General features: G+C 36.5%; 14 protein-coding genes and 1 rRNA gene. 1 reads left to right on the plus strand and 14 read right to left on the minus strand.

Annotated features, from left to right (window positions below; translation table 11 throughout):
* Nucleotides 1-1,128 (minus strand): S1C family serine protease, encoded by a 1,128-nt coding sequence (locus tag CLV96_RS06505; RefSeq protein WP_004784920.1) that lies wholly within the window; start codon nucleotides 1,126-1,128, stop codon nucleotides 1-3.
* 3 nt (nucleotides 1,129-1,131) lie between these two features.
* Between CLV96_RS06505 and CLV96_RS06510 the strand changes: the two genes are divergently transcribed.
* Nucleotides 1,132-2,217 carry an aminopeptidase gene (locus tag CLV96_RS06510; protein ID WP_004786302.1) on the plus strand — a complete coding sequence of 362 codons (1,086 nt, stop codon included), beginning with the start codon at nucleotides 1,132-1,134 and terminating at the stop codon, nucleotides 2,215-2,217.
* On the opposite strand, the gene CLV96_RS06515 is transcribed toward CLV96_RS06510, so the two are convergent.
* The 13 genes from CLV96_RS06515 to CLV96_RS06575 form a co-directional block, all read right to left on the minus strand.
* Nucleotides 2,214-10,067 (minus strand): PD40 domain-containing protein, encoded by a 7,854-nt coding sequence (locus CLV96_RS06515; RefSeq protein ID WP_004784386.1) that lies wholly within the window; start codon nucleotides 10,065-10,067, stop codon nucleotides 2,214-2,216. The genes CLV96_RS06510 and CLV96_RS06515 overlap by 4 nt on opposite strands.
* 86 nt (nucleotides 10,068-10,153) lie before the next feature.
* On the minus strand, nucleotides 10,154-10,741 hold the full coding sequence (locus tag CLV96_RS06520) for a DUF1318 domain-containing protein (protein ID WP_004785098.1): 588 nt from the start codon (nucleotides 10,739-10,741) through the stop codon (nucleotides 10,154-10,156).
* Nucleotides 10,742-10,748: 7 nt separating this feature from the next.
* Complete coding sequence (locus CLV96_RS06525; protein WP_004787673.1) at nucleotides 10,749-13,781, minus strand: LIC_11026 family protein; 3,033 nt, start codon at nucleotides 13,779-13,781, stop codon at nucleotides 10,749-10,751.
* A 21-nt stretch (nucleotides 13,782-13,802) separates the two neighbouring features.
* Nucleotides 13,803-14,144, minus strand: a complete 342-nt coding sequence (locus tag CLV96_RS06530; RefSeq protein ID WP_002989181.1) for an STAS domain-containing protein — start codon at nucleotides 14,142-14,144, stop codon at nucleotides 13,803-13,805.
* Nucleotides 14,145-14,207: 63 nt separating this feature from the next.
* Entirely contained in the window at nucleotides 14,208-15,026 is an 819-nt protein-coding gene (locus CLV96_RS06535; RefSeq protein WP_004787111.1) for a sigma-70 region 4 domain-containing protein, read from the minus strand.
* A gap of 94 nt (nucleotides 15,027-15,120) precedes the next feature.
* Nucleotides 15,121-16,473, minus strand: a complete 1,353-nt coding sequence (locus tag CLV96_RS06540) for a Na+/H+ antiporter NhaC family protein (protein ID WP_004784313.1) — start codon at nucleotides 16,471-16,473, stop codon at nucleotides 15,121-15,123.
* 147 nt (nucleotides 16,474-16,620) lie between these two features.
* Nucleotides 16,621-17,748 carry an Nramp family divalent metal transporter gene (locus CLV96_RS06545; RefSeq protein WP_243836424.1) on the minus strand — a complete coding sequence of 376 codons (1,128 nt, stop codon included), beginning with the start codon at nucleotides 17,746-17,748 and terminating at the stop codon, nucleotides 16,621-16,623.
* A 50-nt stretch (nucleotides 17,749-17,798) separates the two neighbouring features.
* The gene (locus CLV96_RS06550) at nucleotides 17,799-19,757 is read right to left on the minus strand and encodes a PAS domain-containing hybrid sensor histidine kinase/response regulator (protein WP_040917284.1); all 1,959 of its coding nucleotides are present in this window, start codon (nucleotides 19,755-19,757) and stop codon (nucleotides 17,799-17,801) included.
* A 738-nt stretch (nucleotides 19,758-20,495) separates the two neighbouring features.
* Nucleotides 20,496-20,612 (minus strand): 5S ribosomal RNA (gene rrf, locus CLV96_RS06555).
* 56 nt (nucleotides 20,613-20,668) lie between these two features.
* Nucleotides 20,669-21,616 (minus strand): hypothetical protein, encoded by a 948-nt coding sequence (locus CLV96_RS06560; RefSeq protein ID WP_004784666.1) that lies wholly within the window; start codon nucleotides 21,614-21,616, stop codon nucleotides 20,669-20,671.
* A gap of 78 nt (nucleotides 21,617-21,694) precedes the next feature.
* Nucleotides 21,695-22,720, minus strand: coding sequence for a hypothetical protein (locus tag CLV96_RS06565; RefSeq protein ID WP_004784644.1), 1,026 nt, complete (start codon nucleotides 22,718-22,720; stop codon nucleotides 21,695-21,697).
* Between the two features lie 69 nt (nucleotides 22,721-22,789).
* Nucleotides 22,790-24,337: a hypothetical protein gene (locus tag CLV96_RS06570; protein ID WP_004785355.1), complete on the minus strand. Its 1,548-nt coding sequence runs from the start codon at nucleotides 24,335-24,337 to the stop codon at nucleotides 22,790-22,792.
* Between the two features lie 143 nt (nucleotides 24,338-24,480).
* Nucleotides 24,481-25,665, minus strand: coding sequence for an FAD-binding oxidoreductase (locus tag CLV96_RS06575; RefSeq protein ID WP_004786468.1), 1,185 nt, complete (start codon nucleotides 25,663-25,665; stop codon nucleotides 24,481-24,483).
* Nucleotides 25,666-25,681: the final 16 nt, after the last annotated feature.

A 25,681-nucleotide genomic window follows, 5' to 3' on the forward strand; every position in this document is an offset into this window, starting at 1 on the left:
TTACTGGCCCTTTTTATAGGCGGCTTCGACCAAAGGGATCGATAATTCCATCTCTTGGGTATCCCGTAATATCTTCAACCGTAAGACGCCTCCGAGACCAACAAGTCCCACTTGTTCTCGTAAATCGTTGATATGGCGGATTTGGAGGCCATTTGCACCCTCTATAAAGTCATACCGACGCAGTCCGCCTTTTTCCGCAGAAGAATTTGGTTCTATGTCATAAACCAAAACTCCAACGGTTTCTCCTGGAATTCCAAGAGAACGCCTGTGATCAGGTAGCGGAGCAGTGGCCATTACACCAAGAGTGGCAGGACGAATGTTCTGTCCTACATTCTGTTCGATTTGTCGTAGGACCCGTTTCGCATAACTAATGGGAATTGCAAATCCTATCCCGGCGCTCGCCCCAGACGATGAGCGAATCATACGATTGATTCCCACCACTTCTCCATAAATATTCAATAGCGGGCCACCACTGGAGCCTGGATTGATGGCTGTATCCGTTTGGATATGGGTTTGTCCCGTTTCGTCCAAATCTTCTCGAGATTTGGCAGATACCACACCCACAGTAAATGTTTTTTCGAGTCCATAAGGCGAGCCAACAGCAATGGCCCAATCCCCGACCTCAATTTCATCCGAATTTCCTAAAAAAGCCGGAGTAAAACGGTCGTTACTTGGGATTTTTAACAAGGCAATGTCCGCCCGTTCATGGCTTCCCACATAACGAGCAGGGAAAATGCGACCATCCGACATGATAATTTCTATAATCTCTGCATTTTTGATGACGTGGTAGTTTGTGACAACAAACCCTCTCTCATCGATGATAAAACCACTGCCAATGGAAGAAATCCGATCTTCCCTGCTTTCGCCGAAAGCATATGGATGGAAAATCATCTCTGTTTTTTTGGTCCGAATCGAAACGACAAATTGTTGGGCTTCGCGATATACATTACGAAAACTAGTTTGGATCTGAATGGCCTGGCTTTGTTTGCTAGATGAAATTGGTTTAGGAGATGCAAATAGTTTTGTGACAGCTGATCGAATCTCGGGAAAGAAGATTGCGAACAAAAGTACAAAAACTAAGGCAAAGTTAATGTAGACGACTGGCGGAATCGAAGTTTTTCTTTCCATAGAATGCCAAAACCCCTTCCACTTTTGCCGATTCCCCTTCCTTGTCGAACCAAAAAGATTCCTCGAATATTCTTGTTTTTACTGATTCCGCTTTTTCTTTCCGGGTGTTTGCCTTATTTATTTCATCTGGGGAAGGAACAATCTTCGATCATCTTGGGTCGTGAAAAAATAGATGAAATTCTAAAACACCAAGGTTTGGATTCGCAAACAAAACAAAAATTAAACTTAATCCGAGAAGCAAGAATGTTTGCCATCGGGGAACTCGCGCTAAACGAAAAAGGTGGATTTGAATATTATACAAAATTAGATAGAGAAGAAATAGGTTGGAATGTAAGTGCTTCAGAAGCATTAGAGTTAAAGTCTTATACATGGTGGTTTCCCATTGCTGGTACTGTTCCCTATAAAGGGTTCTTTGAAAAAGAAATGGCCATTTCTTTAGAAAAAGAATTAAAAAGAGAAGGTTTAGACACACGCATCCGCCCTATCGGAGGATACTCGACACTTGGTTGGTTTTCTGATCCAGTATTGTCTCCCCAGTTAAAATGGCCAGACTATCGACTTGTGGGACTCGTTTTTCATGAAATGGCACATGCAACTGTTTACCTCGCTGGGGATTCCATATTAAATGAGTCTTATGCAAGTTATGTGGAAGAAAAGGGAATCGAATTATATTATACTAAGAAGGAAGGGGAAAAAAGTGCCAATTTGGAGAAATTCCGTAGAGATAAAACAAGAAGAGAAGTTACCCTGCATCTTTTGAAAAAATATGCGGAAAAATTAAAAATACTGTATGCCTCTCCTCTAGAGAATGAACAAAAGAGAATTCAAAAAAACTTGCTTATGGTTGAATTCAAAGAAGAAGTGATTCAAAAAAAATTAGTCCCCGAAGAAAAATCCAAAGAATTTTTAGCAAGGGAATGGAATAACGAAGATTTTTTAGGTACACTTCGTTACCATTCGGGTGAAGTCAGTTTTGAAACTTTGTTTCAAAAATCTAACAATAACTTCCAAAAATTTCATGAAGAAGTAAAAAAACTTTTTGATCTATCAGAGGAAGAACGCAAAAAATTTTTAAACGAAACTCTTTAATCCTCAATCATGGCCGAAGTATATAACTTATAACCAATCCAAAATCGGTCATCGATTGTCGAATTCCGCGCCGCTTCCTTACCCTCTACTAATCGAACATGTAAAGGTTTTGGCAAATCACTTGTTTGCAAAAATTGTTTTAGAAAAAACAAATTATGAACACCAGATTGAATTCCGGAATGCAAAACAAACAAGCCACTATTTTCTCGAGCTAGATAGTAAGCGACTCCACTAAAATCATTTGTATATTGAGCGGAATTTCCTATTCTTTGGTTTGCATATAATTTAGTGACACTTCCAGATCTTCCAGACGTGTCAAACAATGGTGTTCCACCACTACATAAATAATGATTCTGACACCAACCGATTTCCGCAAAATCGACGCTAAATGCTGCACTGGAATCTTTTTTTCCATTTGTTTCCCATAACAAAAGATTGGCACTGATTTCGTTCTCTAAAGATGACTTCCAACCCAGAACGGATACATCAGTTTTTTTGGGCGAAATAGAAGCAATTTTGATCGTTTGATTTGCGATAAAATCAGGAACGGAAGCAACAGAATAATATTCCATATCTGGTAAAACCATAGGCACCACTGCATGGATTCCGGAACTATAGATATAGTGACGACTTGTCTTATTGAGTCGTAAACTCGTTCTATATTTATCGACCAAAGATTCTCGTAGGATCACTTCCTGGTTTCCCGATTCAGCAGATCGGAAATACCTGACAGACTCTCTGTAGATTAATTTGTTATCAGAAAACATTTCCCGCCCTAAAGACTTACCCGATGCAAAGCTTAATAGGTATGTTTTTTTACCATGATCGAAAATCCCATGAAACTCCTGTTTACCGATCATCTTTTTCTTTAATTTTTCCGAATGTACTTCAAAATTTGGGATGTGTTTTACATACAAATCTCCATCAGAAAAACGACTGGAAGTAAATCGAAACATATCGCGAGCAATCGCTAGATCAAAAAAACTTTCCGAACTATTTTTTTCTAAACTTTGTTGCAAAAGAAAATGGAAAAAAAACTCATACTCCTCTTTCAATTCAGGACTTAAAAATTCTCCTCGGTTTTTTCGATTAAATTCATTTAAGATGCCAATGTATTCCTCAGGTTTTTGGGTTTTTGCCAACTGGAACAACTTCAAAAATGGATTCGAATGTTGAATCGAGGAAGGTTGGTTTTTTAAATAATCAAGTTTCCATTTCAAATCATTCCACTTTTCTTGCCAAAACCGATTTCCTTCACCTAACTCTTTATCTATGGACTGAATCTTTGAAACCATAGACGAAGCCATTTCAAAGTCGCCACGAAGTAATAAAGCCTTTGCCAGTTCCAAACGAAAAAAAAGTGTTCGATAACTACGCCCTTCCTTCACCTCTTCCGCAAGCAATAACTCAACCAATGAATTCACTTCCTGGTTTTTCTGGAATGGAATAGAAGTCAAAAGTAAATGATAAAATAAAGTTCGGTTTAAATGTGAAAGTTTCGTCAAGACCGATTCACCACTAGTTAGGTATTCTGGTGTTAACGACATAGGCTCAAAATATCCCGTCTGGACTTGTTCTTTCCAAGCTGTATATAGTCTCAATCGATATGAATCATAAATGGAATCTGCATATCCAAATTTCGTAAAATCCCGAGAAAGGACTTTTTCATCAAAATTTTTCCAATCCTTTTTAAACCCATAATTGTAGGCTGAAGTAGAAGTGAGAGTTGTTAGATAAATATCCTTGTCACCTAACAAAAATCCTTTATGGAAATATATTTCCAAAATACGATTTTTGACTACTGTTTTCTCTTTAGCAGTTTTAGCAAGTTTAGCCAGTTTGTTTGTCTCTGACTCTGCTTCGTAAAACATATAATTCTGGATGTATAATGTACCCAACCGATATGCTTGTAAAAAAGGATCCTCTTTTGATTCTACTTTCGATCGAAGTTCATTTTTAGAGGCAATCTCTTTCACATTCCCACTACGAAGTTGAAAGTAAAACTCTAAGGCACCCAAATAGAGATCCTTTTCGTCACCGATAAAATCAGAGGAGTTATATTTACAATCCTCTTTCTCCTTAGAAGAAAGACAAGAAACCAAATACTCATATCGAATTTGATTTTGAAATGGTGATTTAGAATATTTAATCCAAAGAGGTCTAAAAATTGTTTTTTTAGGAACATTAGGGAAAATTTCCGTTTTTATTTTTGCCAATTTCAACTCAAGACCTGGTAAAAACTGGTCACCATCATCTAACAGAGTGGATGCGGTATAATAATTTTCATACGCATCTACAAATTCCTTCGATTTCTCTTTTAAGAAGCCTTCTTCAATCAGTTGTTTTATTTTTTTTTCTAAACCATCTTTAGAAATTGAAAATTCTTTCCAATTTCCTAGCAAGAAACGGTTAGGATCTTTTGCAAATTCGTCTAACCTCTTGGAAGAAAAATCTTCGCTGTTGTTGGAGTTATAAGAAACAATATTCTGAACTCGTTTTGATCGTAATACTTCAAATAGTTTACTGATTAAATTCCATTCTTTCTCTGTGTCAAAACTTGCTTCATTCATCCCAATCATGGAAATTTCAGAGCCGCTGCCTTGGAATATTTCGCGCAAAGGAAACACCTGAGATTTTTCATCACCGAACAAACTTGTCTGATTGCTGAGAGGTCGGTTTGTTACTAGGTAATCGGTGTCATACAAATAAATACCCAAATTTCCAGAAGGTAGAGCCCTCACATTCTGATTTTGTCTTTTCTTTTCATTTTCGCCATAGATAGTTACCCATTTCAACCGACGTTCAGTTCTTTCCGAAAATAATTCGTGGTGGTTTCTGTCGAAATAAATTGTTGGGTATATGTTTAATTTATGGTATTCCATCAAAACAGACTTCACCAAACCTCCGTTTGCCTTCATTCCGATAAGCTGTATGGTTGGGTATGTGTTTTGTATTTTGGGAATACAAGCGCTCAAATCAGCTTGGATCCTACAAACATCTGCTTTTAATTTTCCTTCCTGAAAATAAAGAAAAACATTCGATCCATTCGTAGGATAAAATCCAATCCAACCGTTTAGAAACAAATCTGTTGCAGAACGTTTTGGTTCCAAAAAAGGAGAACGTTCAGGTGACACTTGTTTTATTTTCCCAAGGATTCCATCTAAATTCTGAATTTCCAATGTTTGTTGCTTTAAGGAAGCAACTACAGATTCCCGTTTTAATGCCTTTTCAGAAATTAAATTACTGAGCCTGCGATAACCCTTAACCCACTTTACTAAATCTTGATAATATAAATTCAATTTAGAATCTTCAAATTCAAATTGTGCCGAGATTAAATCTCGAAACAATTCAAGACTTCTAAAGTTCTCCCAGTGATTGACAAAAGCTTTTGTTTCATTCGATGTCAGCTGTGTTTCTGAGTATGTTTCCAAAAAGTCAACCAATCGATGTTTAGGAGAAAAAAGACGAACATTTAAGTTGGATTGGTAAGTTTGAAAAGCCTCCTTTCCAAAAAGCAAATGATTAGATTTTTTTTCAGATCCAATATTAAATTTTTCCCACTTAAATCTCTGCGCATTCGCCCAGAACATCTCTTCATCTAATCTAAATTCATATGCTAACTCAGAGGTTTCTTTCCATTTTTTTTCCGCCATAAAAATGTCACCTAACTTCATGTAAACGGAATAAAGATTTAATTGAGCACGTATTCTCGTTCGTCTTGGAATAGGGTCGTTTGATAAACCGATGATCCTAGGATCCACCAAGCCAGGGTTTTCCAACGCCTCAACGGCTCTCCCCAATATATGATGAAAATCTTTTCCTTCGCTCTCTAAATGAAGAGATAAATAATACAAAGTGGCTCCATATACGATGTCGAACTTTGGATTGTTTGACCTGAATTGATTTTCACAAAACTCAATCGGTTCGGTACAATTGGCAACTTCTCTTTGTTTCCAAATTTCTAATTGGTGCAGAAACTGCTCTAAGAACTTACGTTTAATCTCTAAAGAAAAATCAGAGGATTCCTGTAGCGAAAAAATCGAGTGAGCATAATTTTGAAATAAATTTTCTATTCCCTTATTTGATTTATTTTCAAAAAGAATGTTGGTTAGTTCTTTATAATGTTCGACTGCTTCTACTTGTAAGTTACTTCTTTGGTAAATTTGTGCCTCTACCTGTCTTGATTTTGCGAGAATGTTTTTACCAATGATTGTCTCATCTAAATCCTTGGAGGTGATTAATTCATTTCTTGTTTGGATTTCTGAGAGAGCAGCAGTGTATTCTTCCTGTTCAATATGATTTTCGATTCGAATTCCCAAGGTTAATAAGTATTTAAAATCATTTGGGAACTCACCAGGGAATCTACCTTCCCCTTTAACACGAAAGCTATCACCAAAAAACAAATTAGAAAAACTCCATTTTCGAAATCGTGTTACAACGGATTCTTGATTCTGGTTATATTCGCTTTCTGCTAAATTTAACATTTGATAGGAATCTCGAAAGCGACCAATTTTTTGAAATGCAATCGCCAAATAATTTGCCAAGTTAACTGGACTAATAAACTTCACATCTTTGTTGTAGGCGATGGCAGTCTGAAAGGAAGCAATGGCTTCTTCGTAAATTCCAAATTCTAATTCAGATAAACCTTTTAATGAAAATAAAAGAGCCAACTTAGATCGAATTTCATTTAATTTTCCTAAAGAAAAAGAATTCGGTTCGGAAGCATAAGTGTTCACAGACTGGTAGTATTCATTTTTAAAATAAATATCTATTGATTTAGAAAATTGTTCGGATGCTTTTTTATATTGTCCTTGATAAATTAATGATTTCCCATAATTAAATCGATAGATTGCCTCTTGCTTATATCCTTCAAATTGATTTTTAACAGATAAATAAGCAGATACATCTTCAACTTTGCGATAACTTTCATTGGCTTTTGGAAAGTTGCTTAAAAGGAAATAATTATTACCTAGGTTTAAATTAAGATCAGAGAGTACCTTACGATCACCGTATTCATCACCCAAAAAAACTAAAATCTGATTATATAGCTCAATATTAGCTTCTAAATTTTTATCAGGAAAATATTTTTTATAAAGTGCTTCATATACCTCAGAATCAACCTCCCCCGACTTTTGGTTCTTCTGCATTTTAATTAAATCAACATACTGATAAAGCCAACCAAGTAATTGGTATGCATCATAATGCGTTGGGTCAGCATAAATGATCCAACGAAGTTCCAATTCTGCTCTTTTGAAGTTTTCTAAAATTTCTGTCTTACGAGCATCGGTCATTGTACCCGTAGAATAATAATAAGACTCAAAAGTTACATATTTATTAATCAGGTAATACGAATATCCATAAAGTGTAGCAAGGTCCAAATATGGCCTAGCACGAGGTACAGCTTGTTTGTAATATAATTCGGTCCAACTAAGCGCTTTTTCGGAGAGGACTTCAATTTTTTCAAAATCCTTAATATCAACAACACCACGAAGCAGTTCGTTATCAGTAAGCAAAGATGTTATACCTGAAATATTTCCTACCACATTCAGTTTATCTTTACTCAAGATATTAAGTTGATTCAATAAAGCGCGTTCTTCTTCTTCACGTATTTTTTTCCCATACAAAAAAATAGTGTCCACCATCTTTCGCTGGTAATAAATTGCATACTCTTTGTATAAAGAGTCTAAATATAGATTTCTAGTTTTTACAAGAAACATGTTTTGATTATTAAAGAAGTAATGAAAAGAAGATTGAAGTAAATCACCAATTCTTTCGAACTCAACTGCCTTGTTTTCGAAATAGAAGAAAGCACTTTGAATATCTTCCTCACCTAAATCAACACCAAGAACCGGATCGTAAAACTCTAAATATATTTTTAAGTTTCGTAACGCATCCGAGGTATTGCCCGCAGATTTTTGGTTATAATATTTTAATAAATTGGCACGCAATAAAATGGGGCTTTTGTATTCAGCAATAAACGATGGTGTTTCAAAAATAGAAGGTTTTCCTGGAGGTTCCAAATCCACCTGAATAGGTATAGGAATAATAGAATCCAAAATTGTATTTGATTCATTAAACTTTCGAATATCCGACAAAGCCTTGGCCTTGAGATATTTTAGTGCGATAGAATATTGTTGAATTTGGTTGGTATCTGGATCAGCAAGCAATGTATCAACGTAAGCAATAATTGAATCGCTGTTTCGGTTTTCTGTTATTTTTTGAATTACGTCTTCCAAAAGAAACCGAAGATCCCTTTTGTGATTATTCGAAAACGGAAGACTCGGGTTTGATAAATAACGAACCTTCTCCTGCTCCCATCCTTGGATCATTTCTTTGTATAATTGTGATAACTTTAAAGAATTAGGTTGGAATTCAAAACCACCTAACCTTCGCTTTATTTCATCGATTTGATGGTAATCTGGAAAACGTTCGTATATTAATCTCAAATTATCAAAAGCAGCGGTATTTTTTTTATCTTTCTCTAATTCATCCACATGAAGATGATATAACATTGCCAAAGCATCTTTCGTCCACTTAGAGTTAGTCACCGCCTGTATTTCCTTTAAAAAGTCGAATTTTTTGTGATTCTGATTCGATTCCTCCCAGTGTAACAAAAAAAGGGCAAATTGATTTTGGCTCAGTGCTGATTTTTGACGATAAGATTCAAAAAAGATTCGCGCTTCTTCTTTTTTCCCAACTCGCACCAAAGAAATATATTTTAAAATTGCTACTCTTGCAGAATAAACCGAAAACAAAGGATCATCGGAGTAAAACAATTCAACCGAATCCAAAGCCAAAAAATATGATTCTAAACTTTGTCCCGCAGAAAAATTTTTTGCATATTGATACTGCTCACGGATGTTCGGTTGTTTAGGGATGGCTCCATTTTCCGGAATAAAATATATATTAATCGCATTGAAATAGGATGCAGAAAAAAGAATTGAACCTCCATTGAAATTTGAGTAACGAACATCAAAATTTGATGTTTCACCAGAAGATAGAACTCGTTCCTCACCAGTTTCCAAATTTTTCATAACAAGGATACTGTTATCACGTTCATCCAATTTCCCATTTTGATTTGTATCCTTTCGGATTGAAGCATAGTATAAATTTTTAGATTTGGGATCAACGGTAGGAGAAAAATCTAAATAAGAATTATTTGTTATTCTCTGGATTTCAGAATTTTGAAGACCTATACGATAAACCTCACCTTTAGGTTCCTCAAAATATGATATAAAATAAATATGATTCCCATCCGCAGAAACATAAGGAGAAGTAGCGCCTTGAGTTGTAACCTGCGTTATTTTGTCCTGATTTTCTAATTTAATAGCACAAATATTTGGTAAACCAGGAGTAAAACGATCTGAAACAAAATAGATTATTTTTCCATCTGGGGACCAAACAGGGTCTGTATCAATGACTCCCTTGGTGTATTCCCCTTTTTTGTTTGGTTTATTGGTAAGCTGAATGAATTCATCACTAACGAAACGATTGCCTTTTAGCAATTCATGCGTCCATTCCTCAATATCCATTGGCAACAAAATCAAATCACCTTCAGAGTCAAACTCCTCCGAAACGAACACAAGATACTTTCCGTTAGGTGATATAGAAGGTTTTGATTCAGAAAAAGGGTGATTTGTTACCGGCACAACGACAGAACTTTTTAAATCACGAAACCAAATATCGAAATTTCCTTTTTGATCTGTTGCGTAAAATAAATATCTACCATCATTTGTTGTAGAGCTATAAAGATTGTTACCTCTTTGAACGGTAAGTGGGAAAGGTTTTGATTGAGTTGGCGAAAAATAGTTTTTTGAAATGGCAGAATAGTCGAAATCGACATTTGTCATTTTAACATTTTTCTGAAATAGGACACAGTTTGAAAAAAGAATAAGAATAAGAAAAATTGGGGAAAAAAGAAACCGAGGAATTGGTTTCATTGGAATTTCTCCCATCTGCCATTAATTGTTTCATAATATTCTCCTGCCGAAACAGATTTATAATACTCATCTAACAAGGTTTGTTTGAATTGAATTAACTCTTCCTCTTTTTTACCTTTTTTCTTTTGATTAAGGATTTCTTTTTCCCAAATGATTTTTCTTGATTCATTTATGAATAAAACCACGTCTTCCACTCGTTTCCTCTTGGCAGGGATTTCATACTGAGCATAACTCGGCAAACCACTCGCCAAAGGATTTAACTTGACCAGACCAACAGGCGTTTCTCCAACAATACCGTGCATTTTGTATCTTTTTAACTCTGGCATCAAATAATTTAAACGAATGCGATGAGCTTTGATATCTGGGTCAGAATCTTCAGTTGCCATTTTTTCACGATTTGATCTACCGTTTGAGGAAGATTGGATGGATGCTATCATCCAACCTTCTTTTTCTAATTCTCGATCCTCTCCCACCATTTGTTTTTCGGCTGCCGTTTGTGCATTGGTGATTGTGATCGGTGGAACCTTAAGATTTAAAAAAGATTTACATCCCAACAAAAGGGATAAGATAATAAGACGTTTCATAAATACCTCACTCTTGGTATGTTTGGATTTCGCTTTGTGCTCGTTTCAAAAAATTTGCCAGAGGCATTCTCTGTTGAGAAATTTTACCATCTTCTAAATTTACCAGCAAAGATAACAGAGATCGATTAAAATATACATCTGCGTAAACCAATCCCTTGGACAAAGACACATCTATTTTATTGATCGTATAGCTATCTGTTATACGATCAATAATGAAATTTTGCGGAGAAATAACATTTAAAGCGCTTTTCCCAAAATCACGTCCAATTTGGAAAATGGAAAAAAACAAATCCAGGTTGGCTACAGGTTCACTCAAATCTCTTACCGATATGTTAAGATCTGCTTTTAGTTTTCCATCATCAATTTTATCTCGAACTTTGGGAGCCATCAATTGTTTTAAATCAATATCTCTTATTAGAAAATTTCCCCGAAATTCCATTGATTTAGGATCCAGATTTCCTAAGTTAAAGACCATGTTTTTTCCAAGAACCAATCCATCCAGAGAATAGGATCGTAAGGATTCTATGTTCGCATAATTTTCTTTATATTCAATGGAAGCAGTAAGACCTGGTCCGTCTTTTTGCCGTTTCACATACTCAAATGGTAAATTTGGTATACTGGGATGTGTTCCGAGGACATGTCCAATTGTTAGGTTAGCAGGTTGGTTTCTTCCATAGTTTTTTATAAATATTGATTTATCACCAACAATCAAACTATCTTCAACATTACGTGCGAGGTTATGTTGGATTGGAATTTTTGCGATTACTTCTTCCAAAAGGTATGCTTTGCAATGTTCCCCAGGACATTTTTGATTGTTATAAGCAATCACCGGGACTTTAGAATGGAATTCACCAGTAATATCATAATCACGAATTTTTAAATTTAGCCCCAGATCTCCCTGAAAACTAATTCCTTTGGTTAGATACTCTTTAGTTGCGGATACAAGACCAAAAGATAAATCTAAATTGCCAAAATAAGGACCTAACGGTGGTTTTGGTTTTCCCGTTTTTCCTAACTTACCGCTTGCTGCTAAATTAAAAATACCACCGAAGGCATTCATTTTTAAAGTTTTGATTAAAATTTCGTTTGTATCGTTTCCAGAAAGAGAAAGATCCGTAACCAATTTCAAATCTTTCATTTCCAATCCAGGTAATTCTGCACCTAAGTCTGCTTTAATTTGTTTTGAAGTCTCTGATCCAGAATAACGAGCATTCAGTTTTAATTTTGGATGATTTCCTAATAGATTTTGGAGCGGAGATACTTTCTCTTTTAATACCAAAGGAAGGACAAGCAAAAGATTAGATGTATATACGTTTAAACTTAATGGAGCTAAGTTTGCCGAAAGGTGGGAACCCAGTTGTACATTCCCTTTTAGGTCCAATTCCAACGCTTTGTTACCTGTGATGGTTTTTTGATCGAGCCTTAAGTTGGTAATTTTGATTTCCGATAATCCAAAGGGTCGATCAAAAAGTAAATCTGCATTTAGACTAAGGCCGAGTAAAGAAGAAGGAGAACGAGAACGATCCAACTGGTAACGGAAACCGTCAATTTTTGCATTTGTCTGAATGGAAAGTGTTGCAAATGAATCTCCTAAAACATCAGCCTCCATTTTCAGTTTTCCACCTAAGTTTGAGATATATTCACCTAACTGAAGTTTATCTGTGCTTAAATGAAGGCTTAATCCTTTTGGTTCCGAATAATCACCAAAGAATGATAACGAGGCTCCGTTATAATTGATATGAGAAGGGGCCATGACGAAGGTATTTACGTAAGGGAAAGGTTTCTCAGCAGTTTGAAGTTTGGTATCGGCAAAATTCAATCGGGATCCAATGTCGATTAATGCAGAAGAAATCGAATGGGCTTTGGATTTTCCCATCTTCAAGAATAACTGATTTGCTTTTAGTTTTAAATTTGCTTCTGCATTTTGCCAATCTCCACGAATGCCTGTACCTTCCAGAGAAAGATCTCCTGACAATTTCATTTCTGGGATAATCCCAGATAATTGATCCAGTGATCTTTGTAAAACTGTGAGTTGCATATTGGATTGTACAACCGCAATGTCAACTTTAGGTTTTTCCTTTGAAACATCCAAAATGGAACCAGAAAAACTAAGCCAAGATTGACCAAGGACTCTCAGATCCAACTGGTTCAATCTAATCTGATCCAATTGGTTATCATAATGAATATCAGATAACAGACGTAAGCCTAACTGAACTGGTTTTTTCCGAACTTCTAGTAAAATATCATCCTTACCAATGTCTGTTGTGAACAAAAACATTTCGGGAGACACTGTCCGGTCCCATTCAAATCGTAAAGAAAAAGGAACTGTTTGTTTCCATCGTAACTCTGTTGAATCTAAATCCAGTGGAATTGGTTTGGAGGCATTCAGAGAGAGGAGAATATGATCGATTTGATTGAGTGCGGAAAGATCAAATGGAATCGATGTGAATCGATTGGTCTCCAATTCCGTTTGCAAAGAAATATCTTGGACAGAAAAAAAATGTAAGCGACCTGTATCTCGTTTTAGTTGAAATTCGACCGCATCCATATTGATGTAGACACTTGCCTGTAACGGAAGATAGGTTTTGATTTCTTTTAGTGGCGTTTTTGATTCCGGAGCAGGTTCCTGCTTTTCTGCTTTGTTTTGTTTTAGGAGAGAAACAAAATTCCAGTGGCCCAAACTTTCTTCAATTTGGATTTTTCCATTCTGCATACCAATTTCAGAGATTTTAAGTTTTCCAAAAACCAAAAGAGGAAGGTTGTAACGAAGGCAAAGTCGTTTTGCTTCCACAATGGGTTGGCTTTCAAAGGGAGCGCCTGGATAGAGTCGAAAGTCCTCTATCTCAATCCCGAAAAACAGAGAAAAACTACGAAAGTTCCCCTCCATTTTTCCCAATGTAAAACGAGATACAAGTTTGGGAACAATTAGATCCGCTGTGAAGGCATTGAATAAAGATTTATAAAGTAGGAAAAGGACAAAAAGTCCACGAAAGGTTTTTGTTTTGGCGATTCCTAAACTTACCTTCAGGATTGGATTCATTAGTAGAATCGCCTCGTGCGATTAATATTCGAAGGAGTCTTCAGCCTCTTCCAGAGTTTTATAAATCTCGAAAACGCTAGAAAGTTTTGTAATTTCCATTAGGTTCTCGATATCGGAATTTAAGTTCGCAAATACAAGTCTACCATTCAGGCCGTCGATGTGTTTATAAATATTTAGAAACGTTCCTAATCCAGCGGAGTTGATGAAAGGAACCTTTTTCAAATCTATAATAAACTTAGGGACTTGGCCTTTTTTGATGTACTGTTCAATCTTTTCAGACAGCTCGAACTCATTTCCGGCTTTGATGGCACCTTCAATTTTAATGATGTGCACGTCGTTTTTACTAGTAACTTTGATTTTCATAACCCTTCGGAAGGTGGTGTTGCCATTAAGATCATTTGATTTTGCTGAATGTAAAGCAAATTTTTATGCATAGTACAATAAATCTTTGCCGGCCCTTCGGAGTTGATGTTTTCCCTGTGACAAATGGTTGCGAACTGCCTTTCTGGAAATTCCTAAGACCTTTGCAATCTCTCGCTCCGAAAGAAAACTGCGATCGATTGTTTTTGTTCTTCGTAAAATCCAGAGTTTCTTTTGTTTGAGATACCATTTCCGCCGATTCTGATCCGTTGCTTCATAGAGTTTGCGTGTGTACCTCGTAATCATCCCTGAAAGTCGGGATAAAATTTGGCGCTGTCGCAACCGTTTCTCATCTAGATCCCGATAAAAAATATCAATGTCATGGTTTGTTTCACGTAACTTCCAAAGCAAGAGTTGTTTTAGATTCTGTTTCATTGGCAAATCAAACTGTAAGGACAAAACGAGTGCCGTTAGGGCTGGTAACTTTTCCAATTCCGCCTTCAGCGGGTTTTCAATGTCTAAAATGTCGATTGGATTCTCCTCATTGGCCGGGAGATCATAGTTCCATAGTTGTAAATACAACTCCCCCGACTCAGAAATTTCAGTCCGACGGAACCTATTCCGATACTGATTGAAGGCATAAGTAACAAAAAAGCCAAGAACATTGGTTATATGGTAGTTAAGACTCAAAATCCACATTTTGGGAAATACTTCCAAAATCGTCACTACCATCTCACAACTTTCATCTTCCGTAATTTTCCTTTTTTTAGCCAACCGGTCTACCATCCAGATAGGTAATTGTTCTTTCACAATATTAAGATCATGATTGGCTCTTGCTTCTGCGATCAAAGGTAAAATTTTTTCATCTAGTATTCTTGGTAACATGGATGGAAGTTATAAATCACCCATTTAAGAAAGAAACTTTATTATAATATATGAAGAGAGAGTATCTTCCGTTTTATGAACTTGGTTTGTTCAACTACGAACTTTTAAATTTATTTTTTTCGATTAACAGAAGTGAGACTGAAAGTATCACATGAAATAAATTAAAAAAAGCAAAAGGGAAAAACGACATTACAGAAATTCCGAGCGAAGTAGACATAAAAGCACCGCAGCTATTCCAAGGAATTAGTGGTGATGTGATGGTTCCAGAATCCTCTAATGAACGCGAGATGTCTTTTTCTGGAATGGAATTTTCCTCAGCTAAACTTCGGAAGGCACGAGCAGGAATTACAAGCGATAAGTATTGGTCTGCCGTTACTAAATTCAAAAGGAACGATGTTGCCATAGTCGAAAGAAGTATGTCCCATTTGTCCTTTGCCCAAATTTTGATTTTGATTAGTATTTCGTTCAAATAACCATATCCTTCCACAACCGCACCAAACCAAACAGCTGAAAGTATTAGTATTTCCGTAGGAAGAATTGCAACCACGCCTCCCCCACTTAAAAACCGATCCAAAACCTCGTTGCCAGTATTTGATTCAAAACCAAAAACTAATGTTTCCCAAATCTGCCATTGGATACCAAGTTCAACTATACTAAATCCAATGGCTGATACAATTCCAAGTATCAATGAAATCCTAATATGCAATTTAAAAAATGAAGACCCGAAGACAAGAATCACAGGAATTAACTTGATCCATAAAATACTGGAAGAAGGTAGAGAAAAAATAAGTCCCGGTTTTAAAGATAATTCCGCATTCGCATGAGAATTCAAAACGTAAAGATTTAAAATATAAAACCCTAATATAGCAATCCCAAAACTAATGCATGTTGTCTTTAACATATGTTGGATATGTTTCCAGATAGGAACATGAGTTAAACTGGATGCCAAATTGGTTGTATCAGAAAGAGGGGACAATTTATCTCCAAAATAACAGCCTGAAACAATAGCTCCAGCTGCCATCGTTCCTGGAAACGAAATGACTTCGGCAACTCCCATGAGTGCAACACCCAATGTACCAGCAGTGGTCCAAGAAGAACCAGAAACCATAGCGGCAATGGCTGCAACAACTGCCAACGAAGGCAAAAAATAATCAGGCTGCAAAAACAAAATTCCTGCCTGAATCATTGTTAAAAGTACTCCTGAATAAGCCCAAGATGCGATGAGCATGCCAACAAAAAAAAGAATCTCCATTGCCGGTAATACAGAGAAAAAATTTTTGCGAAAAGATGATTTTAAAAATACAGACTTTCGATACCTTCGTTGCAAAAAAGCAATGAGACCAGCAACCAACAAAGCTAGAGGATGAGGGTATGGAACAATCCATACAAATCGAAAAAAAAGAATCGAAAGAATTAAATAAAAAAGCGGAGAGAGCGAAAAAAACATAGAGTGTGTTTTCTCGCTCTTCATACTTTAAAGAAAAGTAATATTGATATAATAGATGGAGAATCCAAATAAAAACAAAATGCCAAACCATGAAAGTAAATTCATCCAAGGTTTTGGTCTTTGTTCTTTGGGAATCTCTTTTCCAAATCAAATCAAATGATGAATAAGAGCAAGCACTGGCGCATTCAAAAAAGAAACTGTAGTCGCAAAATCCACCAAACTCTTCATATTGGTTCTAAAAAAAAGCAAAATCAAAATGGAACCCACACCTACAAGAAGGATCCAATACCAATACAATTTTTCAGTGGGAAATTTTTCCAACGATTTGAACAATCTGCGGCTTGCGTTAGAAACCACCCTGGGATAAGCATCAAAACAAGTCAGTGTTGTAGAGAACATTGTAAAAAATGCAGCAATCAAAATAATGGGGTAAGACCAGGAACCAATGGCCGTTGTATACAACTTAACAAGTTCTGAAGCAAAACTCACTGCCTGTGAAGAAAACTCCGCTCCCGTATTGTACATCATGTTTGCACCGAGTGCCAAAAAACAAACAGCAAGTAAGGTTGTCCCAATATAACCAATATTAAAATCGATCATCGCATATTTCATAGGAGGAAGTTTGCCATCGGGTGTTTTTTTCGCTAAGGTCCAATCTGACTGCCATACCGCAGCTTCAATAGGAATTGGCATCCAACCCATAAGGGCAATTAGGAAGGCTACGTCTCCAAGTTCCGAAATTGAAAAAGTTTTTCCGGCTGTTTCTAATTTGGGAATTCCTGCATAAAAGGAAAGGACCATGGCAACGATAGTTGAAATGGTTAACAAAACGACTATCCATTTCATAAGGCCGTCTAAAGCAGCAAATTTACCAATCGCAAGTAAAAGAAAACAGAATATTAGAATTATGGAACAAAGTAACCAAGGTTCCATTGAAATACCAAGAAGATTGGAAAATAATCCTGATGTGACAAGCGTTATAGTAGCGACTATAATACACATTGTTCCAACGGAAATTAGAAAAAAAATCCACACTGGCAGTCGACCCAATGATTCATACCCATCTAACAACGATTTACCGGTAATGATGGTATATCTGGTTCCGACGACAAAAAAAGGATATTTGATCAAATTAGCAAATAGAACAACGAAAAGTAATCCGTATCCATATACGGCACCAGCCCGAGTCGATTGCACAAGATGGGAAACACCAACGGCAGCTCCTGCATAAAGAAGGCCTGGACCAAGATAAGCTAAAAAAGGAAATCGTCTCATTTTGGACAAAATGACTGGTTGGATTAGTTTTTGCTACTCTATTCGAAGGTCTATTGATTCAAATAGTGAAATAGAATTTGATTGAGGGCTAAAATATCGATCGGTTTGGTCAAAAATTGGTCCATTCCCACATCAAAACATTTTTTTCGTTCTTCATACAAGGCACCTGCGGTGAGTGCAACAATGGGAACGGAATGACCAGATGGTTGTTTGCGAATTTCTGTGACTGCTTCTAATCCATCCATATTTGGCATTTGAACATCCATAAAAACTAAATCAGGAATTAAATCACGGAAGAAACGAACTCCCTCGAGTCCATCCACGGCTTCCACAATTTTGGCTTTGGGGATGTATTTCAGAATCATACGTTTTAGCAGGTTACGATTCATTTCATTGTCTTCTACCACCAAAATTTTTGGTGAAATTTCATTTAGTTTTGGGTGGTTTCTATTGGAAACAAAATCCTTATCTAGTTCATTTTCCAAAGCCACCATTTGGTTTGGAGTTTGCCCCTCAGCACTACATTCAATCACAAATCGAAATTCTGTTCCAACTCCCAATTTGGATTGGACCTCAATTTCTCCTCCCATCAAATCTAACAAAGATTTTGTGATGCGAAGCCCAAGACCAGTCCCGCCATACCTTCTTGTTGAATTAGATTCTCCTTGCCAAAAGGATTGAAAAAGATGAGATTTTTGTTCTTCCGAAATTCCGATTCCAGTATCGGTAATGATAAATTCCAATTTTGTTTTTTGGGGTGAGGCTTGGGCCGCACTCACTTTTAATACAACTCCGCCTATTTCTGTGAATTTCACAGCATTCCCAAGCAGATTAATTAGAATCTGGCGTAACCTAGTCGCATCTACCAAAATAATTTTTGGCAATTCAAGTCCAACTTCGAGTTTGAGATCAATTCCCTTTTCATTGGCTTTCCATTTGAGAACACCTAACGAATCGTTGATGATTTGTTCCAAACTGGATGTCACTTCATTCAAAACCAATTTTCCAGCTTCAATTTTTGAAAAATCCAAAATATCATTGATGATACCCAAAAGTCCGTGTGCACTGCTGATTGCATTTTGCACATACTCCCTCTGGTCTGAAGTTAAATTAGTAGTTAGTAATAATTCATTAAACCCGATCACTCCATTCAAAGGAGTCCGAATCTCGTGACTCATATTCGCAACAAATTCTGATTTTGCTTGATTGGCCCTTTCCGCTTCTTTTTTGGCATTGAGAAGATGTAACTCAGCATTTTTTCGATCTGTAATATCGTTTAAGTGAACTACAAAATAGGAAGGTTTTCCACTTCGATCCTTCACTAAAGTATTAGAAATCTCCACCCACAAAATATTTTGATTTTTCGAAAAAAACCGTTTTTCATAAATCATATTCTCTTTCGAACCACTGAGGGCCAATTCTCGAAATGAATCAAAAACTTGTTTGTCTTCTTCATAAGCAAACTCATTTGACCTTCGTCCGATGAGTTCGTATGATTCGTAACCTAACATCGATTCTAGTTTTTTATTCACTCTGACAAAACGTCCATCTAAATCCAGAAGACAAACTCCAACTCCAGCATTATCAAAACTCATGCGGAATCGTTCTTCGCGATCTGCCAGTTCTTCTTGGAACTTACTTTCTTCCGTAATGTCACGGTTGATCGCAATCAGTCCAATTGTTTGTCCAGATTTATCTTTTAAAAAACTGGCTGCAGATCGAATTTTCAATTTCTGCAAATTTTTGTTGTATTGGTATACTTCGCCTTGCCAAATTCCCTTGGTTTGGAGTTCCGAAATCCGACCTTCTCTTGTGGTTTCATTTTGTTCCGTTTTTAAAATGGAAACGGTAGATTGTCCGATCACTTCTTTTGCCGTGAATCCATAAATACGTTCAGCGGCTAAATTCCAATTTATGATTCGGAATTCCATATCTGTGACAATTACTGCGTCATAGAGATATTGTAAAATTAGCGAAGAATACACCTCGCTCGGAATTAAATTTTCCATTACCCAAATCACAAAAACTCCCTACGAAAAAAGTGCAAGCGATAACCGACAATTCGTAGATATGGGTGAATCTACGTATTTTCAGAAGGACACCTCTTCCATTCGATAAGACTCGTCGTTGATAGGTTTTTTAGAAAATTAAGTTATTTGAATGGACCAAACGTGAACCTTGCTGCTGGCTTTTTTTATTGAGTGATAAGCGCTAACGGCAATGACCTACTTCCACCCCCACTCACTATTCCGCTACCGCGGGCGAGTGTCCTTGCCTTGCTCCCTATGGGTCGCAAGTCTGTCATTTCGCGAACAACTGGTGACTAGCGGTATGATTTGGGTTTTTTATATTAATAGATAAGAAAAAGATTTTAACCCGCAATCCTGCGCAGTGACCCATAGGGAACGAGCAGGCGACTTTGGCGGGCGAAGCAGCGGAGCGTAGCCAAAAGTCGCGGACATTAGCCGGATCACAAAACGCTCCACAAACAAAAAAAGCGCACACTTTCGTGAACGCTTTCTAAAGAGTTATTAGTGCTAACAGAGGTAATGTCCTACTTCCACCCCCCACTCGCTTTTCCGCTACCGCGGGCGAGCCCTGCGCCTTGCTCCCTATGGGTCGCAAGTCTGTCATTTCGCGAACAATTAGTCACTAGCGGTACTATTGGGTTCGCCCAATGGATTTTACTCTGTATAATAAAAAAGCCAACCTTTCGGCTGGCTTTTTTTATTGAGTTATTAGTGCTAACCCGGCAATGTCCTACTCTCCCATTGAGCGAACCCAATAGTACCATCGGCGATGAGAAGCTTGACTTCCGTGTTCGGAATGGGAACGGGTATGGCCTTCTCTCCATAATCACCAGGAGTAATTACCATTACTTCTAAGTGTGCTGGATTTGCAAGTTTATTTAAAAGAAAATTTACAAATTTAAATCGTAAGTCACACCAAATTTTAATCCAGAGACGAGGATATTGTGTTCTGCTGTTGCAGATACAAATTCCATTAAAGTCCCCAGACTACTGATTCCGTTTTCAGAAACACTGAAAGCAATGGGACTTTGGGACTTAGCAGTCATCCTTTCACTTTCAAAACTTGCAAACAAACGAAGCCTAGGCACAACGACAATGCTTCCACCTACACTGATCTTCTCAGAATAAAAAGTGTAACCACCGCTGGCATAGTTATATACAATTCCATTATTATAAATTCGGAACTGTTCTGAATTATAAGTACCGGTAGAGTTTAAGAGGAAAGGTCCATAAATTAAGAAATCAGCAAAGAGTGTAGCTCGTTCGTTTAAATCGAATTCAAAACCAACTCCGAGAAGGCCAGAAGTTCCCGTTGCCGTTTTTGTATCTTGCCCCAAGTAGACAGGAGCACCTACACCGAGGTAACTTCCCTCCAAAGATTGGCCAACACTTCGTAAAACATATTTGGGTAGGATTCGAAAATTGGAAACAGGTGAAAGTGTAAATCCAATGTTGATGTCAGAATAGAGCAGACGATAGTCGGCATCTTTGATACCCAAGCCGTTTGCGTAATACGAATTCCATTCATAACCACGACCAAACCGGTTTAGGTGTAAGCCTAAAAAAACATTACTTAAGATTCCTGCATTCAAGGAATGGAAGTAGTCGAACCCTAAATCATTAATAAAGGTCATCCCACGATTGTTTTGCCAGTCCTGGTTGTATTCCAAACCAACGATGTCGCTATAAAAATTTCTTTTTTCAAAGTCGGGACGAAGGCTACCAAGAAATAAAGCACCTTTTAATCGTAATGTATTTCCATCCACTTTTCCTTGCGCAAATACAGAACCAGTAAATGCGGACATGATCATTAGAAAAAAAATGAGACTACGTTTCATTATTTGAATTACCTCTACATCCAATAACAAGCAACAAAGGTTTGACTCAATAAAAATTTATACAATATAAACTAAAACTTAAAACTCTAAAGGCATATACATTGCAATATGAAAGGTTCTCATTTCGTATGTGTAACCGTTTTCTTTGACGATTGGACCACCAAAAGAAAGACGGCCACGAAGTCCCATAAATTGTGGAGTTTCGACATAAAACATAAATGCAAACCTTGCATTAGAATTAATATTGATTTGGTTTCGAAACAAACTACTTAAAGCCATAGACTCAACCGCTGTATATCTTCCTGTTGAAAATGCACTGAGTGCTGTTAGGTCAGGTCGAAGTAAACCATTGCTCGCAAAATAATATCCAAGAAGTTCCAAATTGTTTCCAGTCCCTAAATTAGCCAAAAGATAAGAAAGTGTGGGATCATCGTTAGGATTGATGTTTCCGGAGGCAAACTGTATGGCGCTGACATTATTTAAAAAATCGGCCCGGTTGCCTCGATTCGAAAGTGCTAGAGCTAAACCAGTGCCCGGATCTTGAAAATCAGCATTCCCCCGCATTCGGACCTTTGCGGGACCTAACCCAAATCCAAACCGAAATGTTTCAGGATTACCAATATAAAAAATAGGAACTAACATAGAGTAGGTGCCTTCGACATTTGTATCCAAATCATCTTTTACCCGATTGTTTTGATTGGGACCGGAATTTGTTCCACTGGAACTGGATGAACTTCCACTTGTTGATGACGATGGAGAATCGACTGAAGGTAGTTTTGACACAAACTGACGATCAAGATAAAAATTTGAGTTATGTAAAAGAAGGTTAATACCAAAATACTTTGTAATCTGATAATCAGCAGATTTGATATCCAACATCCAAGAAACTTTCCCTGGACCTTCCTGTGTCATTGTTGCATTTCGATTTCTTCCTGAAATATCAACGGTAACGCTTTCAATCATTACTCCCGGATTGATGGAAAAATACTTCGTTCGTTGTGGTTCTGCATTTGGAGAAATAGTGTCTTTGTCAGAAGATTCATCAGCAAACAAAGGGCAAATGATAAACAAAAAGGAAAGAAAAACTAATAAAAAGTATCGCATAACCAAATCTAATATTTTTTGTTTAAACTAAAAATAAACAAAATTTGTAGCAATGAAAAAATTCCAGGATCAATACTTTGTTTCTTTTTTTAATAAAATTTTTCGGTTAGAGCATAAGGAAAATTGATTTAGTTCAAATTGGTCACCAGTTGTTTTTGTTTTGTAAGGATGGGAAATGAAAAATTGATATTCGACATCCTTAATATACTTCTGATCCCGATCCCAATGTTCAGAAAGAATTAATACGTTGATTTTATTTTGTTCTAAAAATTCATCAAAACTTATATTTTTATCAGAAATGTGAAATTGTTTACAGCTGGTGTTCGGGAGATAGGCGCAGACACTTCCATCAAATGCCAAAATATGATATTTTTTTAACTCTAAATTCCGTAACACTTGGATTGTAAATACGTTACTACATGGATTACGGAGAGCCTCAGATCGAATGATCTTTGCTTTCTGCAAATAAAAAGATAGAAGAACCACCAAAAAGACGGCCACTATAGAATACAACCAAATTGGATTGGATTGCAAAGATCGAAGGATTCTATTAAAGTTTCTTTGCTGAATCAACAAAAGCACTATTGAGACTAAAAAGTGCAAGATATAATGTTCCCTTGGGAAAATAAATAAAATCGTAATCAAACTAATGCTGAGCAAAACATAAAGAAGCAAATGGGTTGCGATTTTTCTTTTATTTCTTTGGAAACAAATTCGAATGAAGTCCTTTGTCTCAAAGAATATAAACAAGAGTATTAAACCAAAACTCACAAAAGGCGGAACTAAAAACAATTCTTGAATTTTCTTTAAAAATAAATCCAAATTGTGAAAAAGATGGAGTCCAAGGTGTTTAGGATTCAACATCCAAAGATCCAAAAGATCTTTTGCATTCCCAAAATCCTTTGCTAAGAGTAAATCGCATGTTGTCCAAGGATCTTCAACATAAAGCTTTCTTACAAATTGCGAGAATGCATAGTGTTGACAAAAAGCATTATAGGACCTTGTACCATCACTGGGATTATGAGTAAAAATGACAATGAATCCAAAAGAATATAAAAAGATCTTAAAAAGTAATAGTTTCTTTTTTTCCTTATCTCCCCATGACTTATATAAAATTAGAAAAAATAATAAATAGTATACGTAAAGAAACTCCACTCTTGTGTATACGAGGAGAAAACAAAAGACAATCGAGAGGAAATCATAATTCGAACGAAACGAAGTGTATAAGAATACTAACCATATACTAGATAACAAAGTAATAAAGGGCCAAAGGTCTGATAAAAATCGACTTGAAAAGAGAAGAATTAGGAAAGTTACAATTAGGATTAATTCCTTTTTTGATCGTGCTACAAAAAGGAAACAAACGCCAAAAAGAAATACTAAAAATTGATAGTTAATGAAATATCGATCAATTGGATCCTTTATAAAATTGGATAAAATTTTATAATGAAGCTGATAAATGGCAGAATCAACAAAAGCAAATTTCTGATTTCCTGCTTCTAAATAATTTGTTTCATCATAAAACAAAACATCTCGATCTGGTTTGATAAAAATCGAATTCGAAAGAAGAAACAACAAAACAAGAACGGAATAGAATTTGTAAAATTTTAGCTTCATCGAATGAGATTGATCCTGAACAAATTAATTATCTATCCAGGAACAAAGAAAAGTCTATTATTCTACTAAAATTATGAAAAAAGTCCTCAAACGAAATAAGTTTTTTTCATCGCACAAACACCAACAGATCCGTGAAAAAGTTTTTATAGTTGAATCTCTATATCGGTAACAGGAAAGGCAACACAAGAGTGAATCCATCCAAACTTTTTATCGGACTTGCGAATTTTGGCTTCTTGGGGACTGAATACTTCTCCTGATTTCAGTTTCACTCTGCACAAACTACATTCGCCCGATCGACAGGCATTTTCTGTAAAATATCCATTTCTTTCTAAACTATTCAGGAGTGGCTCTCCAACTTTCGCCTGGAAAGCTTGGTTGTTTCCTACTTTGATCTTCACTTCTTTCGTTGGAAGAACCGAATTCGGCCAACCATCCATTGTATCGGGTCTTGCAGGTGGGCCATTACTTTCGATTAAGATCCGTCCCGATCTCACTCCAAGTTCAAAAAGAAGTTTTGCTACATGTTCATTAAAAGGAGTGGGGCCACAGACATAATACATCTTAGATGGAGGATTTTGCAGTAAGGTTTGTAATGTTTTATAATCCAATCGACCACGGTATCCTTTAAAATTAGGACTGACTTCCCGAGAAAGGAACTCGGTCAAAATAAAGTTTGGATGGGCAGCAGCTAAGTTACGAAGTTCCTCAATAAAAATAACATCATCTTCATAACTATTAGAGTAGATAATATGGAATCGAAAGTTTTCGTCTGAAGATAAAAACGATTTTAACATACTCATCGCGGGTGCAATCCCTGATCCACCAGCAAGGAATACCAGATCCAAACCATGAAAAAGAGGATTGTGATGAAAAGAACCCATTGGTCCTGTAGATTCAAATTCTTGTCCAATCTTAACTTCATCTAATAGATAAGGACTCACAAAACCACCTTCTGCTCGTTTGATGGTCAATTCATACGAGTTTAGATCTTTTGGTGAAGAAGAAATCGAATAAGGTCTCGCAGTCAAGACACCCGAAAGAGAAACAAATAAATTGATGTACTGTCCTGCTTGGAAGGGAGGCAATTTTTTACCATCGACAGAGACCATTTTTAAGGTTTTTGTGGAAGGAGTATCCACTCGAATTTCTTCTACACGTAGTTTTAGTCGTTTTGGATGAAGGCTATTTATTTTTTCTCGGACAAGGCCTTTCTCTTCTTTAAAGTTTGAGCCATTTGTTTCAAGCTCCTCTTTTTTTAAAACTGCTTCCTTAAACCCAACCACAGAGTTCAAAATGTTTGTTTCTAATTTTTTGTTGTTATCTAACATATTCTATTTCCTATCC

Origin of the sequence: Leptospira meyeri, from assembly GCF_004368965.1 — a bacterium.
GTDB lineage: Bacteria > Spirochaetota > Leptospiria > Leptospirales > Leptospiraceae > Leptospira_A > Leptospira_A meyeri.